Annotated in this window: 19 protein-coding genes and 2 pseudogenes; 9 read left to right on the top strand and 12 right to left on the bottom strand. The window is 40.6% G+C overall.

The window, feature by feature from the left end; genetic code table 11:
- Window positions 1-43 precede the first annotated feature (43 nt).
- Window positions 44-2,071, top strand: a complete 2,028-nt coding sequence (locus C1A47_RS02325; RefSeq protein WP_111892009.1) for an NADPH-dependent 2,4-dienoyl-CoA reductase — start codon at window positions 44-46, stop codon at window positions 2,069-2,071.
- A 53-nt stretch (window positions 2,072-2,124) separates the two neighbouring features.
- Here C1A47_RS02325 and C1A47_RS02320 read toward each other — a convergent pair whose 3' ends face one another.
- Window positions 2,125-2,604 (bottom strand): hypothetical protein, encoded by a 480-nt coding sequence (locus tag C1A47_RS02320; protein WP_111892007.1) that lies wholly within the window; start codon window positions 2,602-2,604, stop codon window positions 2,125-2,127.
- A gap of 224 nt (window positions 2,605-2,828) precedes the next feature.
- On the opposite strand from C1A47_RS02320, the gene C1A47_RS02315 reads away from it, so the two are divergent.
- The 5 genes from C1A47_RS02315 to ispD are packed head-to-tail and all read left to right on the top strand — an operon-like array spanning window position 2,829 to window position 7,780.
- Window positions 2,829-4,472, top strand: coding sequence for a CTP synthase (locus tag C1A47_RS02315; RefSeq protein WP_111892005.1), 1,644 nt, complete (start codon window positions 2,829-2,831; stop codon window positions 4,470-4,472).
- 27 nt (window positions 4,473-4,499) lie between these two features.
- Complete coding sequence (gene kdsA / locus C1A47_RS02310; protein WP_111892003.1) at window positions 4,500-5,357, top strand: 3-deoxy-8-phosphooctulonate synthase; 858 nt, start codon at window positions 4,500-4,502, stop codon at window positions 5,355-5,357.
- Window positions 5,358-5,401: 44 nt separating this feature from the next.
- Window positions 5,402-6,691, top strand: a complete 1,290-nt coding sequence (gene eno / locus C1A47_RS02305) for a phosphopyruvate hydratase (protein ID WP_111892001.1) — start codon at window positions 5,402-5,404, stop codon at window positions 6,689-6,691.
- A 17-nt stretch (window positions 6,692-6,708) separates the two neighbouring features.
- A complete protein-coding gene (gene ftsB, locus C1A47_RS02300; RefSeq protein ID WP_111892201.1) occupies window positions 6,709-7,095 on the top strand; it encodes a cell division protein FtsB in 387 nt (128 codons plus the stop codon).
- Window positions 7,064-7,780 (top strand): 2-C-methyl-D-erythritol 4-phosphate cytidylyltransferase, encoded by a 717-nt coding sequence (gene ispD / locus C1A47_RS02295; RefSeq protein ID WP_111891999.1) that lies wholly within the window; start codon window positions 7,064-7,066, stop codon window positions 7,778-7,780. The genes ftsB and ispD overlap by 32 nt, the downstream gene beginning before the upstream one ends.
- A 5-nt stretch (window positions 7,781-7,785) precedes the next feature.
- On the opposite strand, the gene C1A47_RS02290 is transcribed toward ispD, so the two are convergent.
- A complete protein-coding gene (locus tag C1A47_RS02290) occupies window positions 7,786-8,403 on the bottom strand; it encodes a hypothetical protein (RefSeq protein WP_227539715.1) in 618 nt (205 codons plus the stop codon).
- A gap of 133 nt (window positions 8,404-8,536) precedes the next feature.
- Between C1A47_RS02290 and ispF the strand changes: the two genes are divergently transcribed.
- A complete protein-coding gene (gene ispF, locus C1A47_RS02285; protein ID WP_111892200.1) occupies window positions 8,537-9,025 on the top strand; it encodes a 2-C-methyl-D-erythritol 2,4-cyclodiphosphate synthase in 489 nt (162 codons plus the stop codon).
- Window positions 9,026-9,035: 10 nt separating this feature from the next.
- Here the strand turns inward: ispF and C1A47_RS02280 are convergent, their stop codons facing one another.
- The 8 genes and pseudogenes from C1A47_RS02280 to C1A47_RS02245 all read right to left on the bottom strand — a co-directional run bounded on the left by C1A47_RS02280 (window position 9,036) and on the right by C1A47_RS02245 (window position 17,681).
- The gene (locus tag C1A47_RS02280; protein ID WP_111891995.1) at window positions 9,036-9,560 is read right to left on the bottom strand and encodes a protein tyrosine phosphatase family protein; all 525 of its coding nucleotides are present in this window, start codon (window positions 9,558-9,560) and stop codon (window positions 9,036-9,038) included.
- A gap of 52 nt (window positions 9,561-9,612) precedes the next feature.
- On the bottom strand, window positions 9,613-10,704 hold the full coding sequence (locus C1A47_RS02275) for a 3-deoxy-7-phosphoheptulonate synthase (RefSeq protein ID WP_111891993.1): 1,092 nt from the start codon (window positions 10,702-10,704) through the stop codon (window positions 9,613-9,615).
- A 128-nt stretch (window positions 10,705-10,832) separates the two neighbouring features.
- A complete protein-coding gene (locus tag C1A47_RS02270) occupies window positions 10,833-11,711 on the bottom strand; it encodes a sulfite exporter TauE/SafE family protein (RefSeq protein WP_111891991.1) in 879 nt (292 codons plus the stop codon).
- A 403-nt stretch (window positions 11,712-12,114) separates the two neighbouring features.
- A complete protein-coding gene (locus C1A47_RS02260; protein WP_111891987.1) occupies window positions 12,115-13,683 on the bottom strand; it encodes a PepSY-associated TM helix domain-containing protein in 1,569 nt (522 codons plus the stop codon).
- Window positions 13,684-13,691: 8 nt separating this feature from the next.
- Window positions 13,692-13,967: a hypothetical protein gene (locus C1A47_RS02255; protein ID WP_111891985.1), complete on the bottom strand. Its 276-nt coding sequence runs from the start codon at window positions 13,965-13,967 to the stop codon at window positions 13,692-13,694.
- Window positions 13,968-14,116: 149 nt separating this feature from the next.
- Window positions 14,117-14,524: pseudogene (locus C1A47_RS18005) on the bottom strand (nitric oxide dioxygenase); the annotation flags it as partial.
- Window positions 14,524-15,397, bottom strand: a pseudogene (locus C1A47_RS02250) (globin domain-containing protein); the annotation flags it as partial. The pseudogenes C1A47_RS02250 and C1A47_RS18005, both read right to left, overlap by 1 nt.
- 184 nt (window positions 15,398-15,581) lie before the next feature.
- Window positions 15,582-17,681 carry a TonB-dependent siderophore receptor gene (locus C1A47_RS02245; protein WP_111891981.1) on the bottom strand — a complete coding sequence of 700 codons (2,100 nt, stop codon included), beginning with the start codon at window positions 17,679-17,681 and terminating at the stop codon, window positions 15,582-15,584.
- Window positions 17,682-17,909: 228 nt separating this feature from the next.
- Between C1A47_RS02245 and lpxB the strand changes: the two genes are divergently transcribed.
- A complete protein-coding gene (lpxB, locus tag C1A47_RS02240) occupies window positions 17,910-19,088 on the top strand; it encodes a lipid-A-disaccharide synthase (RefSeq protein ID WP_111891979.1) in 1,179 nt (392 codons plus the stop codon).
- Window positions 19,089-19,144: 56 nt separating this feature from the next.
- Here lpxB and C1A47_RS02235 read toward each other — a convergent pair whose 3' ends face one another.
- On the bottom strand, window positions 19,145-20,014 hold the full coding sequence (locus C1A47_RS02235; RefSeq protein ID WP_111891977.1) for a DUF2797 domain-containing protein: 870 nt from the start codon (window positions 20,012-20,014) through the stop codon (window positions 19,145-19,147).
- Window positions 20,015-20,050: 36 nt separating this feature from the next.
- Here C1A47_RS02235 and C1A47_RS02230 point away from each other — a divergent pair, with 36 nt between their 5' ends.
- Window positions 20,051-20,521 (top strand): DUF6231 family protein, encoded by a 471-nt coding sequence (locus C1A47_RS02230; RefSeq protein ID WP_111891975.1) that lies wholly within the window; start codon window positions 20,051-20,053, stop codon window positions 20,519-20,521.
- 46 nt (window positions 20,522-20,567) lie between these two features.
- On the opposite strand, the gene C1A47_RS02225 is transcribed toward C1A47_RS02230, so the two are convergent.
- Entirely contained in the window at window positions 20,568-21,368 is an 801-nt protein-coding gene (locus C1A47_RS02225; RefSeq protein WP_111891973.1) for a thiazole synthase, read from the bottom strand.
- Window positions 21,369-21,380 lie beyond the last annotated feature (12 nt).

Genomic DNA, 21,380 nt, shown 5'->3' with positions numbered 1-21,380 from the left:
AAATTGCATAATAACGCCAGCATGATGCTAGCAGGAGTCTGAAATGTCGACTTACCCACATTTACTTGCCCCTTTAGATTTGGGATTCACTACATTAAAAAATCGCGTGTTGATGGGTTCAATGCACGTGGGATTGGAAGAAGCACCAAATGGCTATGCACGTATGGCTGCCTTTTATGCTGAGCGTGCGCGAGGTGGTGTTGGGCTGATCGTCACAGGGGGCATTGCACCGAATGCTGCGGGTATTACTTTCTTGGGTGGTTCTAAGCTTGATCGTTACGAAGAAGCGGATAGACACCGAGAAATTACCCAGGCGGTACATGTAGCAGGTGGAAAAATCGCAATGCAGATTTTGCACACGGGACGCTATTCTTATCAACCGAATATCGTTGCGCCCTCTGCAATTCAAGCACCAATTAATCCTGTTAAGCCACATGCTTTAACTTCGGCTGAAGTACGCCAAACCATTGATGACTTTGTACGCTGTGCTGAGCTTGCACAATATGCAGGTTACGATGGCGTTGAAATTATGGGATCAGAAGGTTATCTGATTAACGAGTTCATCGCAGCGCGTACTAACCATCGGGATGATGAGTGGGGCGGCACGTATGAAAACCGAATTCGCTTTGCCTTGGAAATTGTTCGCCGTACACGTGAAGCCGTAGGTGAAAACTTTATTATTATTTATCGGCTCTCCATGCTAGATTTGGTTGAAGGCGGATCAAATCTAGAAGAAGTCATCGACCTTGCGAAAAAAATTGAACAGGCAGGGGCGACGATTATTAATACAGGCATTGGCTGGCATGAAGCGCGTATTCCAACGATTGCAACCAAAGTGCCTCGCGCTGCATTTACGTGGGTCACACAAAAACTCAAAGGTCAGGTGAAGATTCCATTAATCACTTCGAACCGCATTAATACGCCTGAAATGGCAGAACATATTCTGGCTTCGGGTCATGCCGATATGGTGTCGATGGCGCGTCCAATGCTTGCTGATCCAGAGTTCGTTGTAAAAGCCAGTGAAGGTCGCTCCGATGAAATCAATACCTGTATTGCATGTAACCAAGCCTGTTTAGATCAGATTTTCTCGATGAAAATTGCGTCTTGTTTGGTCAATCCACGGGCATGTTATGAAACTGAGCTGATTTTTAAAGAAGCTACACAGAAAAAACGAATTGCCGTCATTGGCGCTGGGCCAGCAGGCTTAAGCTTTGCGATTTATGCAGCACAGCGTGGACATCAAATTCATATTTTTGATGCGGATAGTAAAATTGGTGGTCAATTTAATATTGCCAAAACTATTCCAGGGAAAGAAGAATTTTATGAAACGCTACGCTATTTCCAGCGTCAACTTGAGTTATATGCTTCACAGATTGAAGTGAAGCTGAATCACCGTGTTGGTCGTGATGAATTATTGCAAGCGGACTATGATGAAATTGTAGTGGCAACAGGTGTGCTTCCACGAAAATTGGAAATCGAAGGTATTCAGCATCCAAAAGTTGTTAGCTATTTAGATGTACTCAAAGACCGTTATGCGGTGGGTTCGCGTGTTGCCATTATTGGTGCAGGCGGAATAGGGTTTGATACTGCTGAATTCATTACACAGTCAGGAACCAGTGCCAGCATTGTGCCTGAAAAATTTTATGATGAATGGGGTATAGATCCAGACTATCAGCATACAGGCGGTTTGAAAGCTGCACGTCCAGAATCGGCAGTGCGTGAAGTGTTTTTATTACAGCGAAAAAATAGTGCCGTCGGTGCTCATCTTGGAAAAACTACAGGCTGGATTCACCGTATGGGCTTAAAACATCGTAATGTGCACATGCTTTCAGGCGTGAGTTACGAAAAAATCGATGATCAGGGCTTACATATTGTTGTGAATGAACAGCGTAAACTTCTTGAAGTAGATCATGTGATTATTTGTGCGGGTCAAGAATCCTATACCGCGATGTATGATGAACTGCTGGCACAAGGTAAATCTGTTTATTTGATTGGTGGTGCCAAAGAAGCAGGCGAACTCGACGCTAAACGTGCCATTCGCCAAGGTGCGGAACTCGCGGCAACGATTTAAACTTTTAAAAATAAAAAAACCAGCATTGCGCTGGTTTTTTTATTTTTTGTGAATTAGTTGCTAAGCGCTGGTTTTGCAGCAGCCATTGCCGCAGCAACAGCATCATCTTCAGTAAGGTGAGATTTTTTGCTTGGTGCTGGTTTTTTCTCAGTCACTGCTTGAGTGTTGCTTGAGCTACTATTGTCAGTTGTTGTTGAACTGCCAGTATTACTTGTCGCACTTGGGCTATTTGTTGTATCTGTTGAAGTATCCGTGCTTGGGTCTTTAACTTCGCTACGAATTTCTGTGGTTGTGTTTTCAGTTTCTTCATGCTGAATTTTAACAACTTTCTTAGCTGGAGGAGCAGGAGGTGCAACTTCAGATGCCGCTGGAGCCATATTTTCACTAATTGAGTGGAATTGTTCTGAAGCTGGATTCGTTGTTTGTTCAGACTGATCTTGTTGAGCATCTGAAGGTGCTTCTTCTTTTTTCGAGCAAGCAGCAAGGAGTAGACCAACGGCGATTGCACCGCAGAGTAAAAATTTCTTATTCATCACTTAACAAAATTGACTAAAATAAAGATGCGACATTATAGCAGTAAAAATTCAATTGCAAATGTACAGATATGTCACCATATTTCATTAAATTTGATGGTAAAATAGACAATTGTAATTTGTTATGTGAATACCTGTGGAATGACTTTGCTTTATAGGGCCAGAGTAAAGTAAAATTGCCCAGCATTGCATGCCGATTTAGGCTTGATTGTACGAGAAACCGAATGACCCATTTTATTTTCGTTACTGGTGGTGTTGTATCATCACTAGGTAAAGGTATTTCAGCTGCTTCAGTTGCTGCACTTTTAGAAGCTCGTGGTTTAAAAGTAACCATGGTTAAAATGGATCCATACATTAATGTCGATCCAGGGACAATGAGTCCTTTCCAACACGGTGAAGTCTTCGTAACCGAAGATGGCGCCGAAACAGACTTAGACTTGGGTTATTACGAACGTTTCTTACGTCGTGCTAAAATGACCAAGCTCAATAACTTTACGAGTGGTCGAGTATATCAAGACGTCCTGAACAAAGAACGTCGCGGCGATTATCTCGGCGGTACAGTACAAGTTATCCCGCATATTACGGACAATATTAAAGAACGTGTACTTCGCGCAGGCGAAGGTTACGATGTTGCGATCGTTGAAATCGGTGGCACAGTTGGGGATATCGAGTCACTTCCATTTATGGAGTCTGTTCGTCAGTTATTGGTTGAACTTGGCCACAAACGTAGCATGCTTATGCATTTGACGTTGTTGCCATACATCAAATCTGCTGCTGAATTGAAAACCAAACCAACGCAGCATTCTGTAAAAGAATTGCTTTCGATTGGTATTCAGCCAGACATTTTGATCTGCCGTACTGAACATGATGTTGATGCAGACACCAAACGCAAAATCGCACTCTTCACCAACGTAGAAGCACGTGCAGTTGTTGTTTGTAAAGATGCAAAAACAATCTATCAAATCCCGCGTAATTTCTATGAACAAAACGTTGATGACTTGATCTGTGAACGTTTTGGTTACAACGATTTACCAGAAGCTGACTTGTCTGACTGGGATCAGGTATGTGAAGCATTGTTTAATCCAGAGTACACAGTACGTGTGGCGATGGTGGGTAAATATGTTGAACTTCCAGATGCTTATAAATCAGTAAACGAAGCGTTATTGCATGCGGGTATTCAAAACCGCGTTAAAGTGCAAATCGATTATGTTGATGCAGAAGCACTTGAATCAAAAGATGTTGCTGCTGAACTCAAAGATGCCGATGCAATCTTGGTTCCAGGTGGTTTTGGTGAACGTGGTACTGAAGGGAAAATGAAAGCTATTCAGTTCGCTCGTGAAAATGAAATTCCATTCTTGGGCATTTGCTTGGGTATGCAGCTTGCAGTAATTGAATATGCTCGTCATGTTGCAGGATTACCAGAAGCAACTTCAACAGAATTCAATCGTGCTACAAAATATCCATTGATCGGTTTGATCACTGAATGGTTAGATGAGCGCGGCGAATTACAACAGCGTAGCGTTGAGTCTGATTTGGGTGGCACGATGCGTCTAGGTGCTCAAAAATCTGAATTGGTTGCAGGCACTAAGACACGTGAAGTGTATGGTAAAGCTGAAATTACAGAACGTCACCGCCATCGTTATGAAATGAATGACCGTTTTATTGCACCGCTTGAAGAAGCTGGTATGAAAATTTCTGGTTATTCAGTTGCACAACATTTGGTTGAAACGGTTGAAATTCCTGCGCACCCTTGGTTTATTGCAGTTCAGTTCCACCCAGAATTTACAAGCTCACCACGTGATGGACATCCGTTATTTGCAAGCTTTATTGATGCAGCGAAGAAACAGTATCAAAACAGTAAAAACTAAGTTAACTCCAGTGTTTGGAAAGTTTAAATGTCACAATTAAAACCACAAGAGATTGTACGTTTAGGCGATATACAAATGGCAAATCATTTGCCATTTGTACTATTCGGCGGCATGAATGTACTTGAATCTAAAGATCTTGCATTTGAGATTGCAGAAACGTATATCGATATTTGTAAGCGTTTAGACATTCCTTATGTCTTTAAAGCCAGTTTTGATAAAGCCAACCGTTCGAGCTTGTACTCGTTCCGTGGTCCTGGTTTGGAAAAAGGCCTTGAATGGCTTGCTGACATTAAAAAACATTTTAATGTGCCTATCATTACCGATGTTCATGAACCATATCAGGCTGCACCAGCGGCTGAAGTTGCGGACATTATCCAGCTTCCAGCATTCTTAAGTCGTCAGACTGACCTTGTTGAAGCAATGGCAAAAACAGATGCCATTATTAACATCAAGAAAGCACAGTTCTTATCTCCACGTGAAATGGGTCATATCTTGAATAAATGTCTGGAAGCGGGCAATAACAAGTTGATTCTTTGTGAACGTGGTTCAGCATTCGGCTATAACAATCTTGTCGTCGATATGTTGGGCTTTGACATCATGAAAGAGATGAATGTTCCTGTGTTCTTTGATGTAACACATGCATTGCAAACCCCAGGTGGTCGTGCAGACTCAGCAGGCGGTCGCCGCGCTCAGATTACCACGCTTGCTCGTTCAGGCATGGCAACAGGCTTGGCAGGTTTATTTTTAGAAGCTCATCCAAATCCAGATGAAGCGAAATGTGACGGCCCGTGTGCGTTGCGTTTATCCCAACTTGAACCATTCTTGGCGCAGCTTAAAGAATTGGATACGTTGGTCAAAGGATTTGAAAAATTAGACACACACTAATGCGTTGAAGAGCATTAGCTTATTAATTAACAGAGGAATTGTTCATGAGCCAAATCGTTGACATTCGTGCGCGCGAAATTTTGGATTCTCGTGGTAACCCAACCATCGAAGCAGATGTTATTTTAGATTCTGGTGTTGTTGGTCGTGCATGTGCACCGTCAGGTGCTTCAACAGGTTCTCGTGAAGCACTTGAACTTCGTGATGGTGATAAATCACGTTACTTAGGTAAAGGTGTACGTACTGCAGTACAAAATGTAAATAGCGATATTCGCAATTTGCTTGTTGGTCAAAGCGTATTCGAGCAAAAATCACTTGATGAACAAATGATTGCGCTTGATGGTACTGAAAACAAAGCTAAATTGGGTGCGAATGCAACTTTGGCTGTGTCTCTAGCAGCAGCACATGCAGCGGCAGCTGAACAAAAACTTCCTTTGTTCCAATACATTGCAAACTTGCGTGGTCAAACAACTTTGTCTATGCCTGTCCCAATGATGAACATCTTGAATGGTGGTGCACATGCAGATAACACTGTTGATATTCAAGAATTCATGATTGAGCCAGTAGGCTTTACATCATTTGCAGAAAGCTTGCGTGCTGGTGCAGAAATCTTCCACGCGTTGAAATCTGTATTGAAAAAGCAAGGTTTGAACACCGCTGTCGGTGATGAAGGTGGTTTTGCTCCAAACCTTCGTTCAAACGAAGAAGCAATCACTGTGATTCTTCAAGCAATTGAACAAACAGGTTACAAAGCAGGTTCTGACATTATGTTAGCGCTTGACTGTGCATCTTCTGAATTCTACAAAGATGGTCAGTACATTCTTGCAGGTGAAGGTAACAAAGCATTCACAAGCAACCAGTTTGCTGATTATCTTGCAGGTTTAGCGAAGCAATATCCAATTATCTCAATCGAAGATGGTCTAGACGAATCTGACTGGGAAGGTTGGGCATACTTGACTTCTATCTTGGGTGACAAAATCCAGTTGGTTGGTGATGACTTGTTCGTAACGAATCCGAAGATTTTACAACGTGGTATTGACCAAAAAGTTGCAAACTCAATTTTGATCAAGTACAACCAAATCGGTACTTTGACTGAAACCTTAGATGCAATCTACCTTGCTAAAGCAAATGGTTACACAACTGTAATTTCACACCGTTCTGGTGAAACAGAAGATTCAACGATTGCTGATTTGGCAGTTGGTACTGCTGCTGGTCAAATCAAAACAGGTTCACTGTGCCGTTCTGACCGTGTGTCAAAATACAACCAATTGCTTCGTATTGAAGAATTGACTCAAGCGATTTATCGCGGAAAAGCTGAATTCAAAGGTTTGAATTAAGTTTTATGTTGATGTTTTTGAAAGAGACCTTTAACTCTTTTTCAAGTCGCATCATATTGTGCCTTGCGATCATTTTGGTCGCAGGGTTTCAATATATGTTCTGGTTTGGTGAGGGTGGTTACTATGACCATCAGAAACTCATGCAACAAATCCAGCAACAGACTGAAGTCAACCAGGAGTTAACCGAGCGTAATCGGATCTTGGGTGCGGAAGTTTACGATTTGAAAAATGGTGCTGAAGCGATTGAGGAACATGCACGTCTGGACTTGGGTTTAATTAAACCACATGAAACCTTTGTACAAATGAGCACGATTACTACACAGTATCAATCGACTTATATAGATCCAAATAAGCAACAAGATTCAGGTATGAATGAAGATGAAGACAGCCCAGACATGCACTAAACTTTGGGCTATTATTCCTGCTGCGGGTTCAGGTCGCAGATTTTCACAAACTGAATTAAAACAATATCAAAAAATCTTAGATCAGACCGTGCTTGAACACAGTGTGGCACGCTTGAATCAACTCCCTTTAGCAGGTTATGTTCTGGCGATTAGTCCAGAAGATCAACTTGCCCAAACACTTCCATTTACTTGTCCTGACAGAGCTCATTTTTGTTTGGGTGGTGCTGAACGTGTTGATTCTGTATTGAATGCCTTAAAGTGTTTGGAATCATTTGCAGCAAATGATGATTATGTCCTTGTGCATGATGCAGCGCGACCTTGTATTGCCTTGGAATCATTACAGGACTTAGTTGAAAAAGCGCAGCAGCAGGACTGTAGTGCAATTTTAGCAACTCCAGTCCGAGATACTTTAAAGCGTGTTATTGATCAGAATCAGATTGAAACCACGGTGAGTCGTGAATCTTTGTGGCAGGCACAAACACCACAAATCGCAAAATTTTCCGTACTGAAATCTGCAATAGAACAAGCTCTAGCTGCTGAAATGAGTATTACGGATGAAGCGAGTGCGCTTGAATTTGCAAAGCAACCTGTAGTTGTAGTTCAGGGGCGTTCAGATAATATTAAAATTACCTATCCTGAAGATATTTATTTAGCTGAATTGATTTTGACGGCTCAACAAAAATAAAACGTCTAATCGTAAAGACGATATGTACCCGTAAAACGATTGCAGTTTTTATGTGTGACATGGTTGGTACTCGTCACCTGTAACAGCGTTTTTTGGTAATTAAACTGATATTGGCACGTTGTTTCGTTATTGGTTACTTTTGTTTTTTTGGCATTATTCAAGTAAGAAAGAAAAGCAAAGCTGAGTTTGTCGAGGCTTGCATTTGGATTACGGTAGACCCAACCTTCAATTTTAATTTTATTCTGATCAAGTTGATGAATCTGTAAATAGGTATGGGGTTGAGCAATTTGGCCGTGATGATACTTAATAAAATGCTGTGTCAGACTTTGATTGAGTGAGCTATACGCATTTAGATCTTCACTGCGAAGATCAAATTGCTGCGAAATACAGGATTTATTTTTACATTCGCTTAATCGTGTGCGCCACATATTTTGAGTATCTTGTAATAAGCGCAAAGGTGCATTGGTAATTAAGCTCGATGTTAAATAAAGCTTATTGATCTGTTGAACTTCTGCTTTATATTGGGTTTTGCAGTAACTCGGATGTGACTTATGTGGTTGATGCTGACATAAAGGCGTATTGGCATAACTTGGAGAACATACCAATAGGCTGAACAAAACCATACATCCGAATGCTTTATAGGTATAAAGATTAAAATTCAACGACATGATCGCTTATACTTTGATGAGATGATGCTAGCGCTAACTATAGCGAATCAGCAATAACAAACACAAGTCTTGATAAAGGATGTTTACAGTGGTTACAAAAATTCGAATTGGACAAGGCATGGATGTGCATGCTTTTGAGGAAGGCGAGTTTGTTACTCTAGCAGGAATTCAAATTCCACATACGCATGGTTTAAAAGCACATTCCGATGGTGACGTGGTCTTGCATGCGCTCTGTGATGCATTACTTGGCGCATTGGCACTGGGTGATATTGGGCAGCATTTTCCAGATACCGATCCAGAGTTTAAAGGTGCAGATAGCCGTAAGCTGTTGCAGCATGTCTATCAACTGATTTTAGATCGGGGCTATGTACTTGCCAATGCAGATATGACAGTGGCTTGTGAACGTCCAAAATTGGCGAAATACAATTTAGATATGCGTCAAAGTGTTGCAGATGTGCTTGATGTGGATGTGTCACAAATTAGTATTAAAGCGACTACGACCGAGAAATTGGGTTTTACTGGGCGTCAGGAAGGTATTTTGGCTACTGCCACTGTATTGTTGGTGGCAGCAAGCTAAGAATAAACATTTATGAAAATGGTTGAGTTCCCATCAGGGCTTGTTGAAGTTCTAGTGTTGCTTTACGTCCTTGAAGCTGTAAAGCAACATTGTGAATCAAGCCTGTCCAAGTGTCGTTTGGTTCCCAAATTTGATGTAGATAATGCTGTGCCTGTTCAATATCAACATCCATGTAATACTGACGGTAGACATACATTAACGCACTGACTTGGTAGTTATTGGTACAGTGAATCCAAATGCTTTGTTCTTTGAGCAGAAAGTTCAAAGTATCAAGAACAAAAAGTGCCTGTTCTGGGTCGGGAAGTTCCCAGTCTATCGGGAGCTGAATATAGTTCAGTCCTAGTTCAAGACAAATTTTATCTTCATGCTCAAGCGCATTGCTGGCGTCACTCAATGCCAAATTAATGACGGTATTAATGCCATAGGCTTTGATTAGCTTGAGTTGCTCAACGGTTGGCTGTCCTGAACTCAAAAGCCGTTCATGAATATATTGAAAGTTGAGGGTCTGGCTAAGCGCTTGTTCTAAACTGTTCATGTGCGATCAATCATAAAAAACGCCATCATCATGATGGCGTATTGTAAAACAATTAACGGTTTGGTAAGACGTCTTTTAATGCATCATGCATTTCAAGAAGCGTTTTTTCCGTTGTATCCCAATCGATACAGCCATCAGTGACTGATTTGCCGTATTCAAGATCACATAAATTGTCAGGAATATCCTGACGTCCACCTTTAAGGTGGCTTTCAACCATTAAACCAACAATTGACTTGTTACCATCGAGAATTTGCTCGGTGACATTTTTAAGAACCAATGGTTGTAGGTATGGGTCTTTGTTTGAGTTAGCATGGCTGGCATCAATCATGATTTTATTGCTAACTTTTGCTTTTGCCAAAGCTTGCTCTGCTTCTGCAACAGAAGTTGCATCGTAGTTTGGCTTGCCGTTACCACCACGTAATACAACATGTGCATAAGGGTTACCATTGGTACGAATGACAGAAACTTGACCATCTTCATTGAGACCCAAGAAGCTGTGTCCATGTTTTACGGCTTGCATCGCATTGGTTGCAACAGTTAAACCACCATCTGTACCATTTTTAAAGCCTACAGGAGATGATAAACCAGAAGACATTTCACGGTGAGTTTGGCTTTCGGTGGTACGTGCACCAATTGCAGACCATGAAATTAAATCGTGTAAATACTGTGGTGAGTTTGGATCAAGTGCTTCAGTTGCACATGGCAAACCGACTTCATTCAATTCGAGTAATAATTTACGTCCGATACGTAGACCTTTTTCGATATTGAATGAGTCATTCATATCAGGGTCATTGATCAGGCCTTTCCAGCCAATGGTGGTACGTGGTTTTTCAAAATAGACACGCATCACTAGGTACAGCGTATCTTTAACTTTTTCGCTGAGTGCTTTAAGGCGTTCAGCATATTCGTGTGCAGCTTTTGGATCGTGAATTGAACATGGGCCAATCACAACAAATAAGCGTTTATCTTCACCATCCAGAATCTTGCGAATCGTTTCACGTCCTTTGAGCACAGTCTCATAAGCTTTCTCAGAAAGAGGAAGTTCTTCTTTTAATTGTGCTGGTGTAACAAGCGGTTGGATACTTTGGATATTGATGTCATCAATATCGGCTGAGGTAATAGAATGGGACTGTAAACTATTCATTGCCTTCACTGGTTATAAAATACGATCATCAGGATGAATCTGACTATAGCATGCTTTCTGAAACAAAGTAGAGCCATAGCGCTAAATCTTTAGATTAAAAACGTCCATTAGTCTAATGTTCAAGAGCATTAGACATGCTGTTGAACATTGCTGGCAGGCTGAATTAGCATTGCAGTTTCAGCTTTTGGTTTAGGCTTTTCTTTGACAGGATGCAAAATAAAGTTCATACCCAATAAAAATAGGGTGATGCCCAAAATTTTACGAATGATTTTTTCAGGGAGTTTTGAGCTGATGAGTGTACCGAACATAATCGCTGGAATTGAACCAATCAGCAGCCAACCTAAAAGATGAAAGTCGACATTGCCTGAACTCATATGTGCGATACCTGCAACGAAAGTCAGTAACACGGCATGGGCAACATCTGAACCAATAATGCGAATCATCGGCAGGTTAGGGAACATCAAAATGAGTGCCATCACACCAAAAGCACCAGCACCAACCGATGACAGGGTAACGAAGATACCGAGTACTATCCCCATAATAATGATATAAACGCGACGTTTCCCTGTAAAAGCAAGTTCTTTAGACTGAGGTTGTTGGTCGCGGAAACGATTAAAAAATTTCTCAATTTTTGAACGAAAAATAATAGAAATTCCAGTAAGCGTTAGCATGAAACCCAAAACGATAGTGAGTAATGCTTTATATTGCGTAGAGTGACTTAAATACTGTTCAACGACCCAGTGGGTAGCAAATGAAGCAGGGATACTGCCAATAGAAAGCCATAAAACAATTGGCCAAACAACATTTAACTTTTTGGCATGAACAGCAGATCCGCACAATTTTGAAATCGAGGCGTAGATCAGGTCTGTACCAATCGCAATATGAGGTTCAATTTTAAATAAACTAATTAACATCGGTGTCATGAGTGAGCCGCCGCCAACACCAGTAATGCCCACACAAAAACCTACAAGCATGCCTGCTAAAATGAACTGAACCGCGTCAATCATGAATTTATGCCATTATATAAATTTGTGCTTATCTTAGGAGCTTTTATGAAAATTTGTAGTCATAAAAAATGATTTGCTTATTCGAAAAAAGAATAAATAAACAAAAAACTCAAGAATTATGATTTTTGAGGGGTTTTTAAACGGTTGTTGCATAAAATAAGTACAAAAATGATGGGCGATGCGAAAATCCAGCTACTAATAAAACCAATGGAAAATCCATACATGGAAATGCTCAGATAAAATCCACAGAGAAAGCAAAGATAAGCACTGAAACGTGTCAATTTACGATATTTTAAGATGATCTGAAAACGCGATTGAGCGGTTTGTTTATGCTGTTTTTCACTCAGCAGGAACAGGAGATAAAAGCCTGTAAAAATCAGGACAAATAAGATGACAATAAGCATCACGATTTTGCCTCAAGTTCTGAGTTCAAGGATAATTTTCGCTGTATACGTTGATGAGCCTGTTGCTGAATCGGTTGGATATTGCGATAGATCAAGAAAGCTAAACCTGCAAATAACCAGAAAAATAGATCAACACATAAATACGTCCAATAACTTTGGCTAAATAAGTGATGTTGTTGATAGAGGCTATAGTAATCGACCAGTGGCAACAGTGTTGCTAAAGCAATAAATACGGTCAGTTGGCTACGCCAGAGATAAGTTTTTTTTGTGAGAAGTGCAGCAAGTAAGCTGATGAGCCATGTCAGAAAAAAGCCTTGAATCTCATAATTATTGCCATGTATGTATGGTGTAATCAGGCGATTGATATAGAAATAGACAAGCATTGAGATGGGCAATCCGACAAAACAAGCAAGGTTCCCTCGATCTACCAGATAATGTCCAAAATGAAAGCTTTGAAATTTTGCATGTAATTGACGCTTGAGACTCCAGAGCAGTAGCCCTGAAGCAATCATGGCACAGCCCAAAAGTCCGCTAAAAAATAATCCAAGACGTAAAAGTGGTTGAGCAAATGGTGCCATGTGTAAGCCATAAACACCTGAATAAAGCGTAGCGACAGGACTGTAATTACGAATATCAGGCAAAATTTGCCCTGTTGAACCTGCAATTGAAAGCTGTTCGGGTTTTAAGCTAATGCTGTGATCGTCTAACTGTTTAATCTGAATTCGCGCAAAAGATGTATAGGGAGCTTTGACCTCAATCGTATTAATCTCTGGCTGATTTGGCCATTGTTGTTGTATTTTGTGATTCAGTTGCTCAAACGTGAGCATGGGTGCAGATTGACCTTGCGCTGTACTGTTTGTGTTTGGTTGAGTCGAGGTAATTTCTTCAAAAAATTGTAAGCGTTGTTTTTGTGAATAGACTTGCTGTATGCCATAAGGCAGATACAAGTTAAAGAAAATGGTCAGCCCCGTAAAGGTGATGGTAAGGAAAAACGGCAGAGCAATCACAGAAACCATATTATGAAAGTCTAGCCAAGAACGCTGTCCTTTAAAGGTTCGAAAAGTAAAAAAATCGGTAAAGATTTTTTTATGGGTAATCACGCCTGAAATCAACGCAATTAGCATAATAAATGCAGCAAAACTGACAATCAGCCGCCCGATCATGTAGGGCACACCAAATAACTGAAAATGGAAGTTATAAAAAAAGTCACCGCCTTGCGTTGTCGCTGCCTGAATTTCCTGACCAGTAATAGGGTCTAAATTTTTAATGGCATAGCTGCCATCAGATTTTTGCCAATAGACATTGCTGGTGGGATGTTGAGAATTGGCAACGCTGATATACCATGATTTCGCATCGTGGGCATTTTGGTCTAAATATTTCCATGCACTGTGTATGGCTTGCTGTTGATCAACCTCAATATGATTAAACTGAGGTTGCATCCATGCATTGATTTCTTGGCGGTAGTAGGATGTTGCACCAAGTAGAAAAATACAAAATAGTAACCAGCCAAGTATTAATCCTAACCATGAATGTAGCCATGCCATCGATTGTCGAATAGATTTATGCATCATTTAACCTATATAAATTTCGAAGCTAGAAAAAATACGCTACACAGAATGAGTGCAGAACTACTGAGCTTGAACAATGAGTGGATACAGAAACTGCTCAGAACAAATACGGCATAAAAAATGATGGCAATAAAGGCAGATAAATAAACAGATTCAGCTTGGGCAAGGAAATGCTGAAAGATTTTAAGCAGAACTAACATGAACAAACTGGTACAGACATAGCCCATGACAAACGCCACTAAAAAGCGGTAGGCGACAGCCCATAGATATGACCAAGCAAGCATAGAATCCGACCAGTTGATGCTAATGAAAATTATTCGCAATATGATTGCGTATTGTGTTGAGAGATGCAAGTTAAATTGTTTTGTAAACAGCAATAAAAAAGCCACTCCTTGAAAGGAATGGCTTTAGAGGTTGAGCTAACTTTTAGGGATTAAAGTGTAACGCCACCTGTACCAAATGCTTCACTGTGAATATTTTCTTGTGGAATGCCACGTGCAAGTAATGCTTGATGCTGCGCTTGCATAAATGGCATTGGGCCACACAAATAATAGTCGGCATGTTCAGGAAACCATTTTTGATCAAGTTTGGATAAGTCTAAGCGACCTTGAGTGTCATAATCTTGTCCTAATTTATCCTGTTGTTCTGGGTGCTCGTAAGCAACAAAAACATCTAAGTTGTCATGTTGTTGAGCCAAGCCCTGAATCGCATTTTTCATGGCATGCACACGTGAGTTACGAGCAGCATGAATAAAATGAATCGCAGGTTTTTCTGGTGCATGGCTAAACTGTGCTTTAATTTTTTGCCAGAATGATAATTTTTCATTTGGATCTGTATTTTCAGTCAGCAACTGGTTGAGCATGGCAACCATTGGGGTTAAGCCCACACCTGCGCTGATGAGTACATTGGTTTTTTCAGGATTGACCAAGAAGAAATTACCTGTTGGTGCAGATAATTCAACTACATCATGTTCATTTAAATATTGATGGAGAGTCGATGAAACATAGCCAGGATCTTGTCCTTCAACTTTGGCATCTTCACGTTTGACTGAAATTCGTAAATATTGACCAGATGCACAATCCGATAAGCTGTATTGGCGAGGTTGTTTAATGCCAAGTTCAGGGACGAGAACACGTACAGTCACGTATTGTCCTGCTTTATATTTAGGGAGAGCGCCATTGTCTTTAGGTACTAAATAAAAAGAGGTGATTTCATCACTTTCTTTAACTTTTTCAGCAATTAAAAATTCACGCCATCCAAGCCAACTGCCTTGGGTTTGTTGATGTTCTAGATAAATTTTTTGTTCGGTTTGAATAAATAAATCAGCCAGTTGTCCGTATGCCAAGCCCCATGCTTCAATCAATTCATGTTCCATTGGAATATTTAAAACTTCACTAATGGAATGCAACAGGTTCTCACCCACAATGTCATATTCAGGTGCTTGAATATTCAGGCTGACATGTTTGTGACAGATGAGTTCTACAACAGGTGCGAGGACACTTGGATCTTCAATATTTTCAGCATACGCCAATACTGCGCCTGCCAGCGCTTTTGCCTGTGCACCACTGCGTTGATGTCCCATGTTAAATGTTTCTTTTAACTCTGGGTTATTCCCCAGCATACGATTGTAGAAATAACCTGTTAGCGCAACACCATTTTCACGTAAAACAGGAACAGTAGATTTGATGAGGTCGATTTGATGCTGGCTTAACATAATGGATTGCTCGCATGGCTTTATAAGATATATTTAAAATACATCTTATATTATTTTTTCGTCAAGTCAGAAAACACATAAAAACTCAATTATTTTTTAAGTATTTATTTTTGTTGTTAAAATAATTAAAAAAGCCAATCACAAGGATTGGCTTTAAAAAGGGTTAAAGATGTTTGAGAATGGATTAGTATTTAAATTTGACCGCAACCGTATAGTTGGCAGGTGCGCCGTAATAGCCTTGTCCCTGATATAAACCAGTCAGATACTTCTTATCGGTCACGTTGTTACCATTGACTTGGAAGCTGACGTGATCATTTAAGGTATAACTTGCCATTAGGTTGAGCAGGGCATAGCTGCCTTGTTTAATCAGGCCATAACCGTTACTGGTCGCTGGATCACTAATCGCATCTTGCCATTGTACACTTGCGCCCACTTTAAGTTTTGGTAATTGTGGAACGGTGTAAGTCGTTAAAATATTAAAGGTTTGGGTTGGATTGTATTGGCGAGGGTTGACACCAGTCTCCATATTTTTCAGGCTAAATTTACTATAGCCCATCGACACTTCTAAATTTTGGCTGACTTTACCTGCAAGCCCTAATTCAACCCCTTGTGAGCGCACTGTGCCTAAATCCGAGTAGTATTTAAAATCGGTTGCGTTATAAGTTGAGTTGAGTGGGAAGTTACTTTGCTCTGTTCTAAACACAGCAATCGAACCCGTCAAACGGTTATTCAGCCAAGCACTTTTTAAACCAAGCTCATAACTTTTGCCTTCAACAGGATCAGAAACTTTACCTGTAGCATTGTTAATAATGGTTTGAGGTCTGAAGATTGAGGTATAGCTGACATAGCCTGTGTAATGTGGGGTAAAGTTATAGGTCAGACCTGCATAAGGCGATACTTTATTTTTTTGATAAGTATTTTTATTGTCAATTTCGGTGTAGTTTGCTCCTAAAATCATTTTTAAATCATCGGTTAGATGCAAACGTGTTGCGCCATACAACGATTTAATCATGATATTTTCATCATCGACAGAATAGTTACTGCTCCATGATTGCGTGGCAGGTGTCCAACTGGCTAAATCTGTCGTCGTCAGACCATAGCTATCACCTAATGCATAATAACTTTTAACATTGTAATCTGACCATGAATAACCAAAGTTGGCTTCATGGTGCTGTCCAAATAGCCCATAAGTTCCATTGAAATTTAAATTAATAGTACGTTCTCGGAACTTCTGATTATAAATTTCTGGATAGAGGGTAATGCCTGAAGTGTTATCTGTTGCAGAGGGCGCTCCACCAAGATAAAGCATTTTGTCTTTCAGGGTAGATGCTTTTTCATCATAGCTCAGCTTGGCTTTCCAATCGCCACCGAGTTTCTGCTCAATATAGGCAAAGTAGTTATCAATTGACCAGTCATAATACGTCCACGATGGTGCATAGTTATAACTACGAGAATAGCTCAGTTGTTGCCCTGCACTGTTAATCAGGGGTAAAGCACCCCACTGTGAGCCATTGGTTAGTTGTTGAACTTTGGAATAACCAACAGATGCGGTAGTTGAGTCAGTCAGATCTGCTTCAATGATGGCTTGAACACCATTTTTCTCTTCAGAATAACGATCAATATAAGAATTGCCTGCTTTTTCATAGCCAGTTAAGCGAGCACGAACTCGACCATCTTGAGTCAGTGGGCCTGAAATATCGGCTTCATAACGTTGAGTATCCCAAGAGCCATAACTAATCCCTGCATTCGCCTGAAATTCTTGAGTAGGGCGTTTACGCACATAGTTAATGGTTGCCCCTGGATCACCTAAAGCATTGGTTAATGCATCTGCACCTTTGATTACTTCCACTCGATCATAAAAATATCCATCAGGGTCACTGTTGTTGTAGTTATAACTATCGACTTGGGGAATACCAACACCATCAACCAGAATATTGGAAATATCAAAACCACGCGCTGTATAGGTGGTACGGTTAGTTTCTAGACCTGTCACTGTAACCCCAGGCGTGTTTCGCAAAATGTCACGGGTCGTGGTCAGGTTGAAGTCATCCATTTGTTGGCGCGTCACAACATTGACAGTTTGAGGCGTTTCTTGGACTGGAATATTGAGTTTTGTAGCGCTGCTACTGTCTTTTACCGTGTAGGCTTTGGTTTTTTCAGAGCTGCTTGAGGTTTTATCTGCTGAAATGGTAATGGTTGGGAGTGTTTGATTATCTTCCGCGTAGACTGAGGTTGCAGTGATGCTGAGGATGGCAAGGAAGAGAGCATTGGGCTTGAATGACATCTTTATTCCAAATATAAAAAATAATGAAAATGATTCGCAATATAATTAACTATTGTGTGGTGATGTGCAACAAAAAATTACATTCAATGTCGTCATTCTCTAGATTGGATTTTTGAAGAAATTAAAGGGAGGACGCAGAATAATCTTGTTGTTTGTATGACTCGTATGAAGTAAAGCTACGAAATCTCTTATAATATTGTGGATGATAAAGCCCAAAGGAAGACATTCTTGCAAAATCGTAAACTCAGAATAGGCATCGTGGTTGGTGAGGTTTCAGGAGATACTCTTGGTGTTGAGTTGATGCGTTGCTTTAAAGCGCAAGGTGTTGATGTTGAATTTGAGGGGATCGGTGGCCCACAAATGATTGCTGAAGGCTTCCAGAGTTTTTATCCGATGGAAACTTTGTCCGTGATGGGGCTAGTTGAAGTTTTAAAAGAGCTTAAACAATTATTCGCAGTACGAGATGGTTTGGTTGAACGTTGGCAGGAAAAGCCTGTTGATATTTTTATTGGGATTGACGCACCTGACTTTAATTTACGTTTGTCTCAACGCATCAAACAAAAACAGTTACCGATTAAGACTGTACAATATGTCAGTCCTTCAGTATGGGCATGGCGACAAAAGCGTGTCTTTGGGATTAAAAAAAATATAGATTTGGTCATGTGCTTATTTCCGTTTGAAAAAGCGTTTTATCAAAAATATCAAGTTCCTGCGATTTTTGTGGGGCATCCACTGGCGAAACAGTTGCCATTAGACAATCATATTCAGCAAGCACGACAGACGCTTAATCTTCCTGAGCAAGCCAAATACATTGCTTTACTGCCAGGCAGCCGCCGTGGTGAGGTAGAACGACTAGCCCCTTTGGTGTTTGGCGCTGCACAGATTTTACAAGCCAAATACCCTGAGTATGAATATCTGGTTCCTGCGATTAACCCACAGCGTTTAGCGCAAATTCAGCAGATTTTGGCAAATTATCCTGAAAGTTTACGTGCCAAAATTCATGTTCTTGACAATCAGCATACTGAGTCGAAAATTGGTCGATTGGTCATGAATGCAAGTAATCTCATTGCCTTGGCTTCAGGTACAGCAACACTTGAAGCAATGTTATTGCATCGTCCAATGGTGACATTTTATAAGTTACACTGGCTAACCTATCGTATTATGCGTTTGATGGTCAAAATTCCATATTATTCTTTGCCGAATATTATTGCGGGTAAAAAAGTCATTCAAGAGCTGATTCAGGATCAGGCAACACCTGAAGCATTGGCTGCGGAAATTGAAAAGTTAATGAATGTTGAAACTGCACAAATTCAAGTGATGCAGCATATAACCATGCATAAGCAGTTGATTTCAGGAGATACTGAAGATCCTGTACATGCGATTTTGCAATTATTGGCAGCACGTTAAGACTATTTTTAAATCGAAAAAGGCAGGAATTTCCTGCCTTTTTGATGATTTTAAATTTAGGTGCGAATAATGATTTCGTAACCTGTGTATTTACGAATGTTGATCACGCCCGTATCTAAAATCAAATATTGACCTTTAATCCCTTGTAAAACGCCACGGATGGTTGGGGTTTTATCCAAATTATGCGATTTGATTTTTTCAGGATATTGTTCAACAGGATAAACAAATTCCCGCATTTTTTCGTCTTCAAGCAGTTGAATGCCTTCATCAAACTCCAGATTTTGACTGAATTCTTCACGAATACGCTGAATTTTAGGTGCAAATTCTTCGACCAGTTGCTCACGAACTTCAATCAGATTCAGAGGTTCAGCTTCACCTTTGAGTAGCTTACGCCAGTCTGTTTTATCCGCCACTTGTTCGCCAAACATAATTTCAAGTTGCCCTGACAAGCGCCGTGAACCCACTTGCATAATGGGTAAAGCTTGGGTTGCACCCTGATCTAACCAACGTGTTGGCATTTGACTAATACGGGTAATGCCGACTTTGAGGGCACTTGAGTTGGCTAAATAGACAATATGCGGTTGAAAGCAGACACTGTGAGCAAACTCATCTTCACGGCAAGTTCCAAGATGATAATGGCAGGTTTCAGGCTTCATGATACACATGTCACAAGACGCTTTAGTTTTAAAACATTTAAAACAGTGACCTTGTGAATAGGATTTAGGTGTTTTTGCACCGCAAGAAACGCAGTAAATCTTCCCAGTCCATTCAATTTCAAGCTCTTGGCCTAAAGTAAAGGGTAAATTGATCTGAGATTGGTCTAGAATAAAGCTGTATTCAACATGCGCTTTTTGAGTGTTCTGTTCGGTTACACTATGGTTGGCTAAATCGGCATGCATTTTATGGCAAATGCCTTGTAATTCCATATCAATTTCTCTCTAACTCAGATAAAGGTGCAGTTTATGGCTGAACAAAATGTCATCACTTCAATGCTAGACGATTTATGTCAGGAGCAGCCCATTGAAACTGCATTATGTATTGGACAGGATCTTTGCCAACACGGCTTACAACACTCAATTGACTGGCAATATTTTAACGTATCTGATTTTTTAAGTCTGCCTTTTACCCGTCGCTATGATTTGGGTTTTATTTTGCTCGACACCCCAGAAATGCAAAATTTAACCGATACCGAGAAGTCGCGACTTTTGGTGAAATTGCGTGATCTTATGGCAAAACGCTTGGTGGTGGTGTGTCCAAATCAGGATACGCAATTAATGCGCGCTTTGGGCTTAACTCAAATGTTAGATAAAACGCAGCAACAGGGCAATTTGACCTTGTGGCAGTTTAATATTTTGACTTACAAGCATGTGCCTGACTGGTTTAACTCGAAGTTTTGGGCGAACCCAGAAAACTGGGACAAGTTTCGCTGGTAATAAAAAAAGCCAAGTTTAACTTGGCTTTTTTATGCACTCATTTGAATTATTTAAAGAAATAACCCGTTTCAGGTGAGCTGGCATTTGCCATGCGCTTGCGTGGCATACGACCTGCCAAGAAGGCTTCACGACCTGCTTCAACTGCTTTTTTCATGGCAGATGCCATTAAAATCGGGTTTTGTGCATTGGCAATCGCAGTATTCATCAGCACACCATCACAACCTAATTCCATTGCAATCGCAGCATCGCTGGCAGTACCCACACCTGCATCGACCAACACTGGAACTTTTGCATTTTCTTTAATGATGGAAATGGTATGTGGATTTAAAATGCCCAAACCTGAACCAATCAAGCTGCCCAAAGGCATAATTGCCACACAGCCCATGCTCTCAAGCTCTTGTGCCACAATTGGGTCATCTGAGGTATAGACCATGATTTCAAAACCATCATCAATCAAGGTGCGTGCAGCTTTCAGCGTTTCAGTGATATTTGGGTACAAGGTTTTTTCATCACCCAAGACTTCAAGTTTCACTAAATTGTGACCATCAAGCAGTTCACGTGCCAGCATACAGGTACGAACTGCGCTATTGGCATCGAAACAGCCTGCTGTATTTGGCAGAATTGTGTATTTCTCTGGTGGAACAACAGAAAGTAAGTTCGGTTGATCTGGGTGCTGACCAATATTCACACGGCGAATTGCAACAGTCACAATTTCTGCGCCACTGGCTTGAATCGCTAAATCTGTTTCATTGAGATCTTTGTACTTGCCTGTGCCAACCAATAGGCGGGATTGAAAAGTACGTGAACCAATAATTAAAGGGGAATCGTTAAATTGAGCGTCTTGCATAATTATGTCCTA

The sequence above is a fragment of the Acinetobacter sp. MB5 genome, from assembly GCF_003261585.1.
Lineage (GTDB): Bacteria > Pseudomonadota > Gammaproteobacteria > Pseudomonadales > Moraxellaceae > Acinetobacter.
Note: the sequence above shows the minus strand (reverse complement) of the source record. Positions and strands in the feature narration are given on the sequence as shown.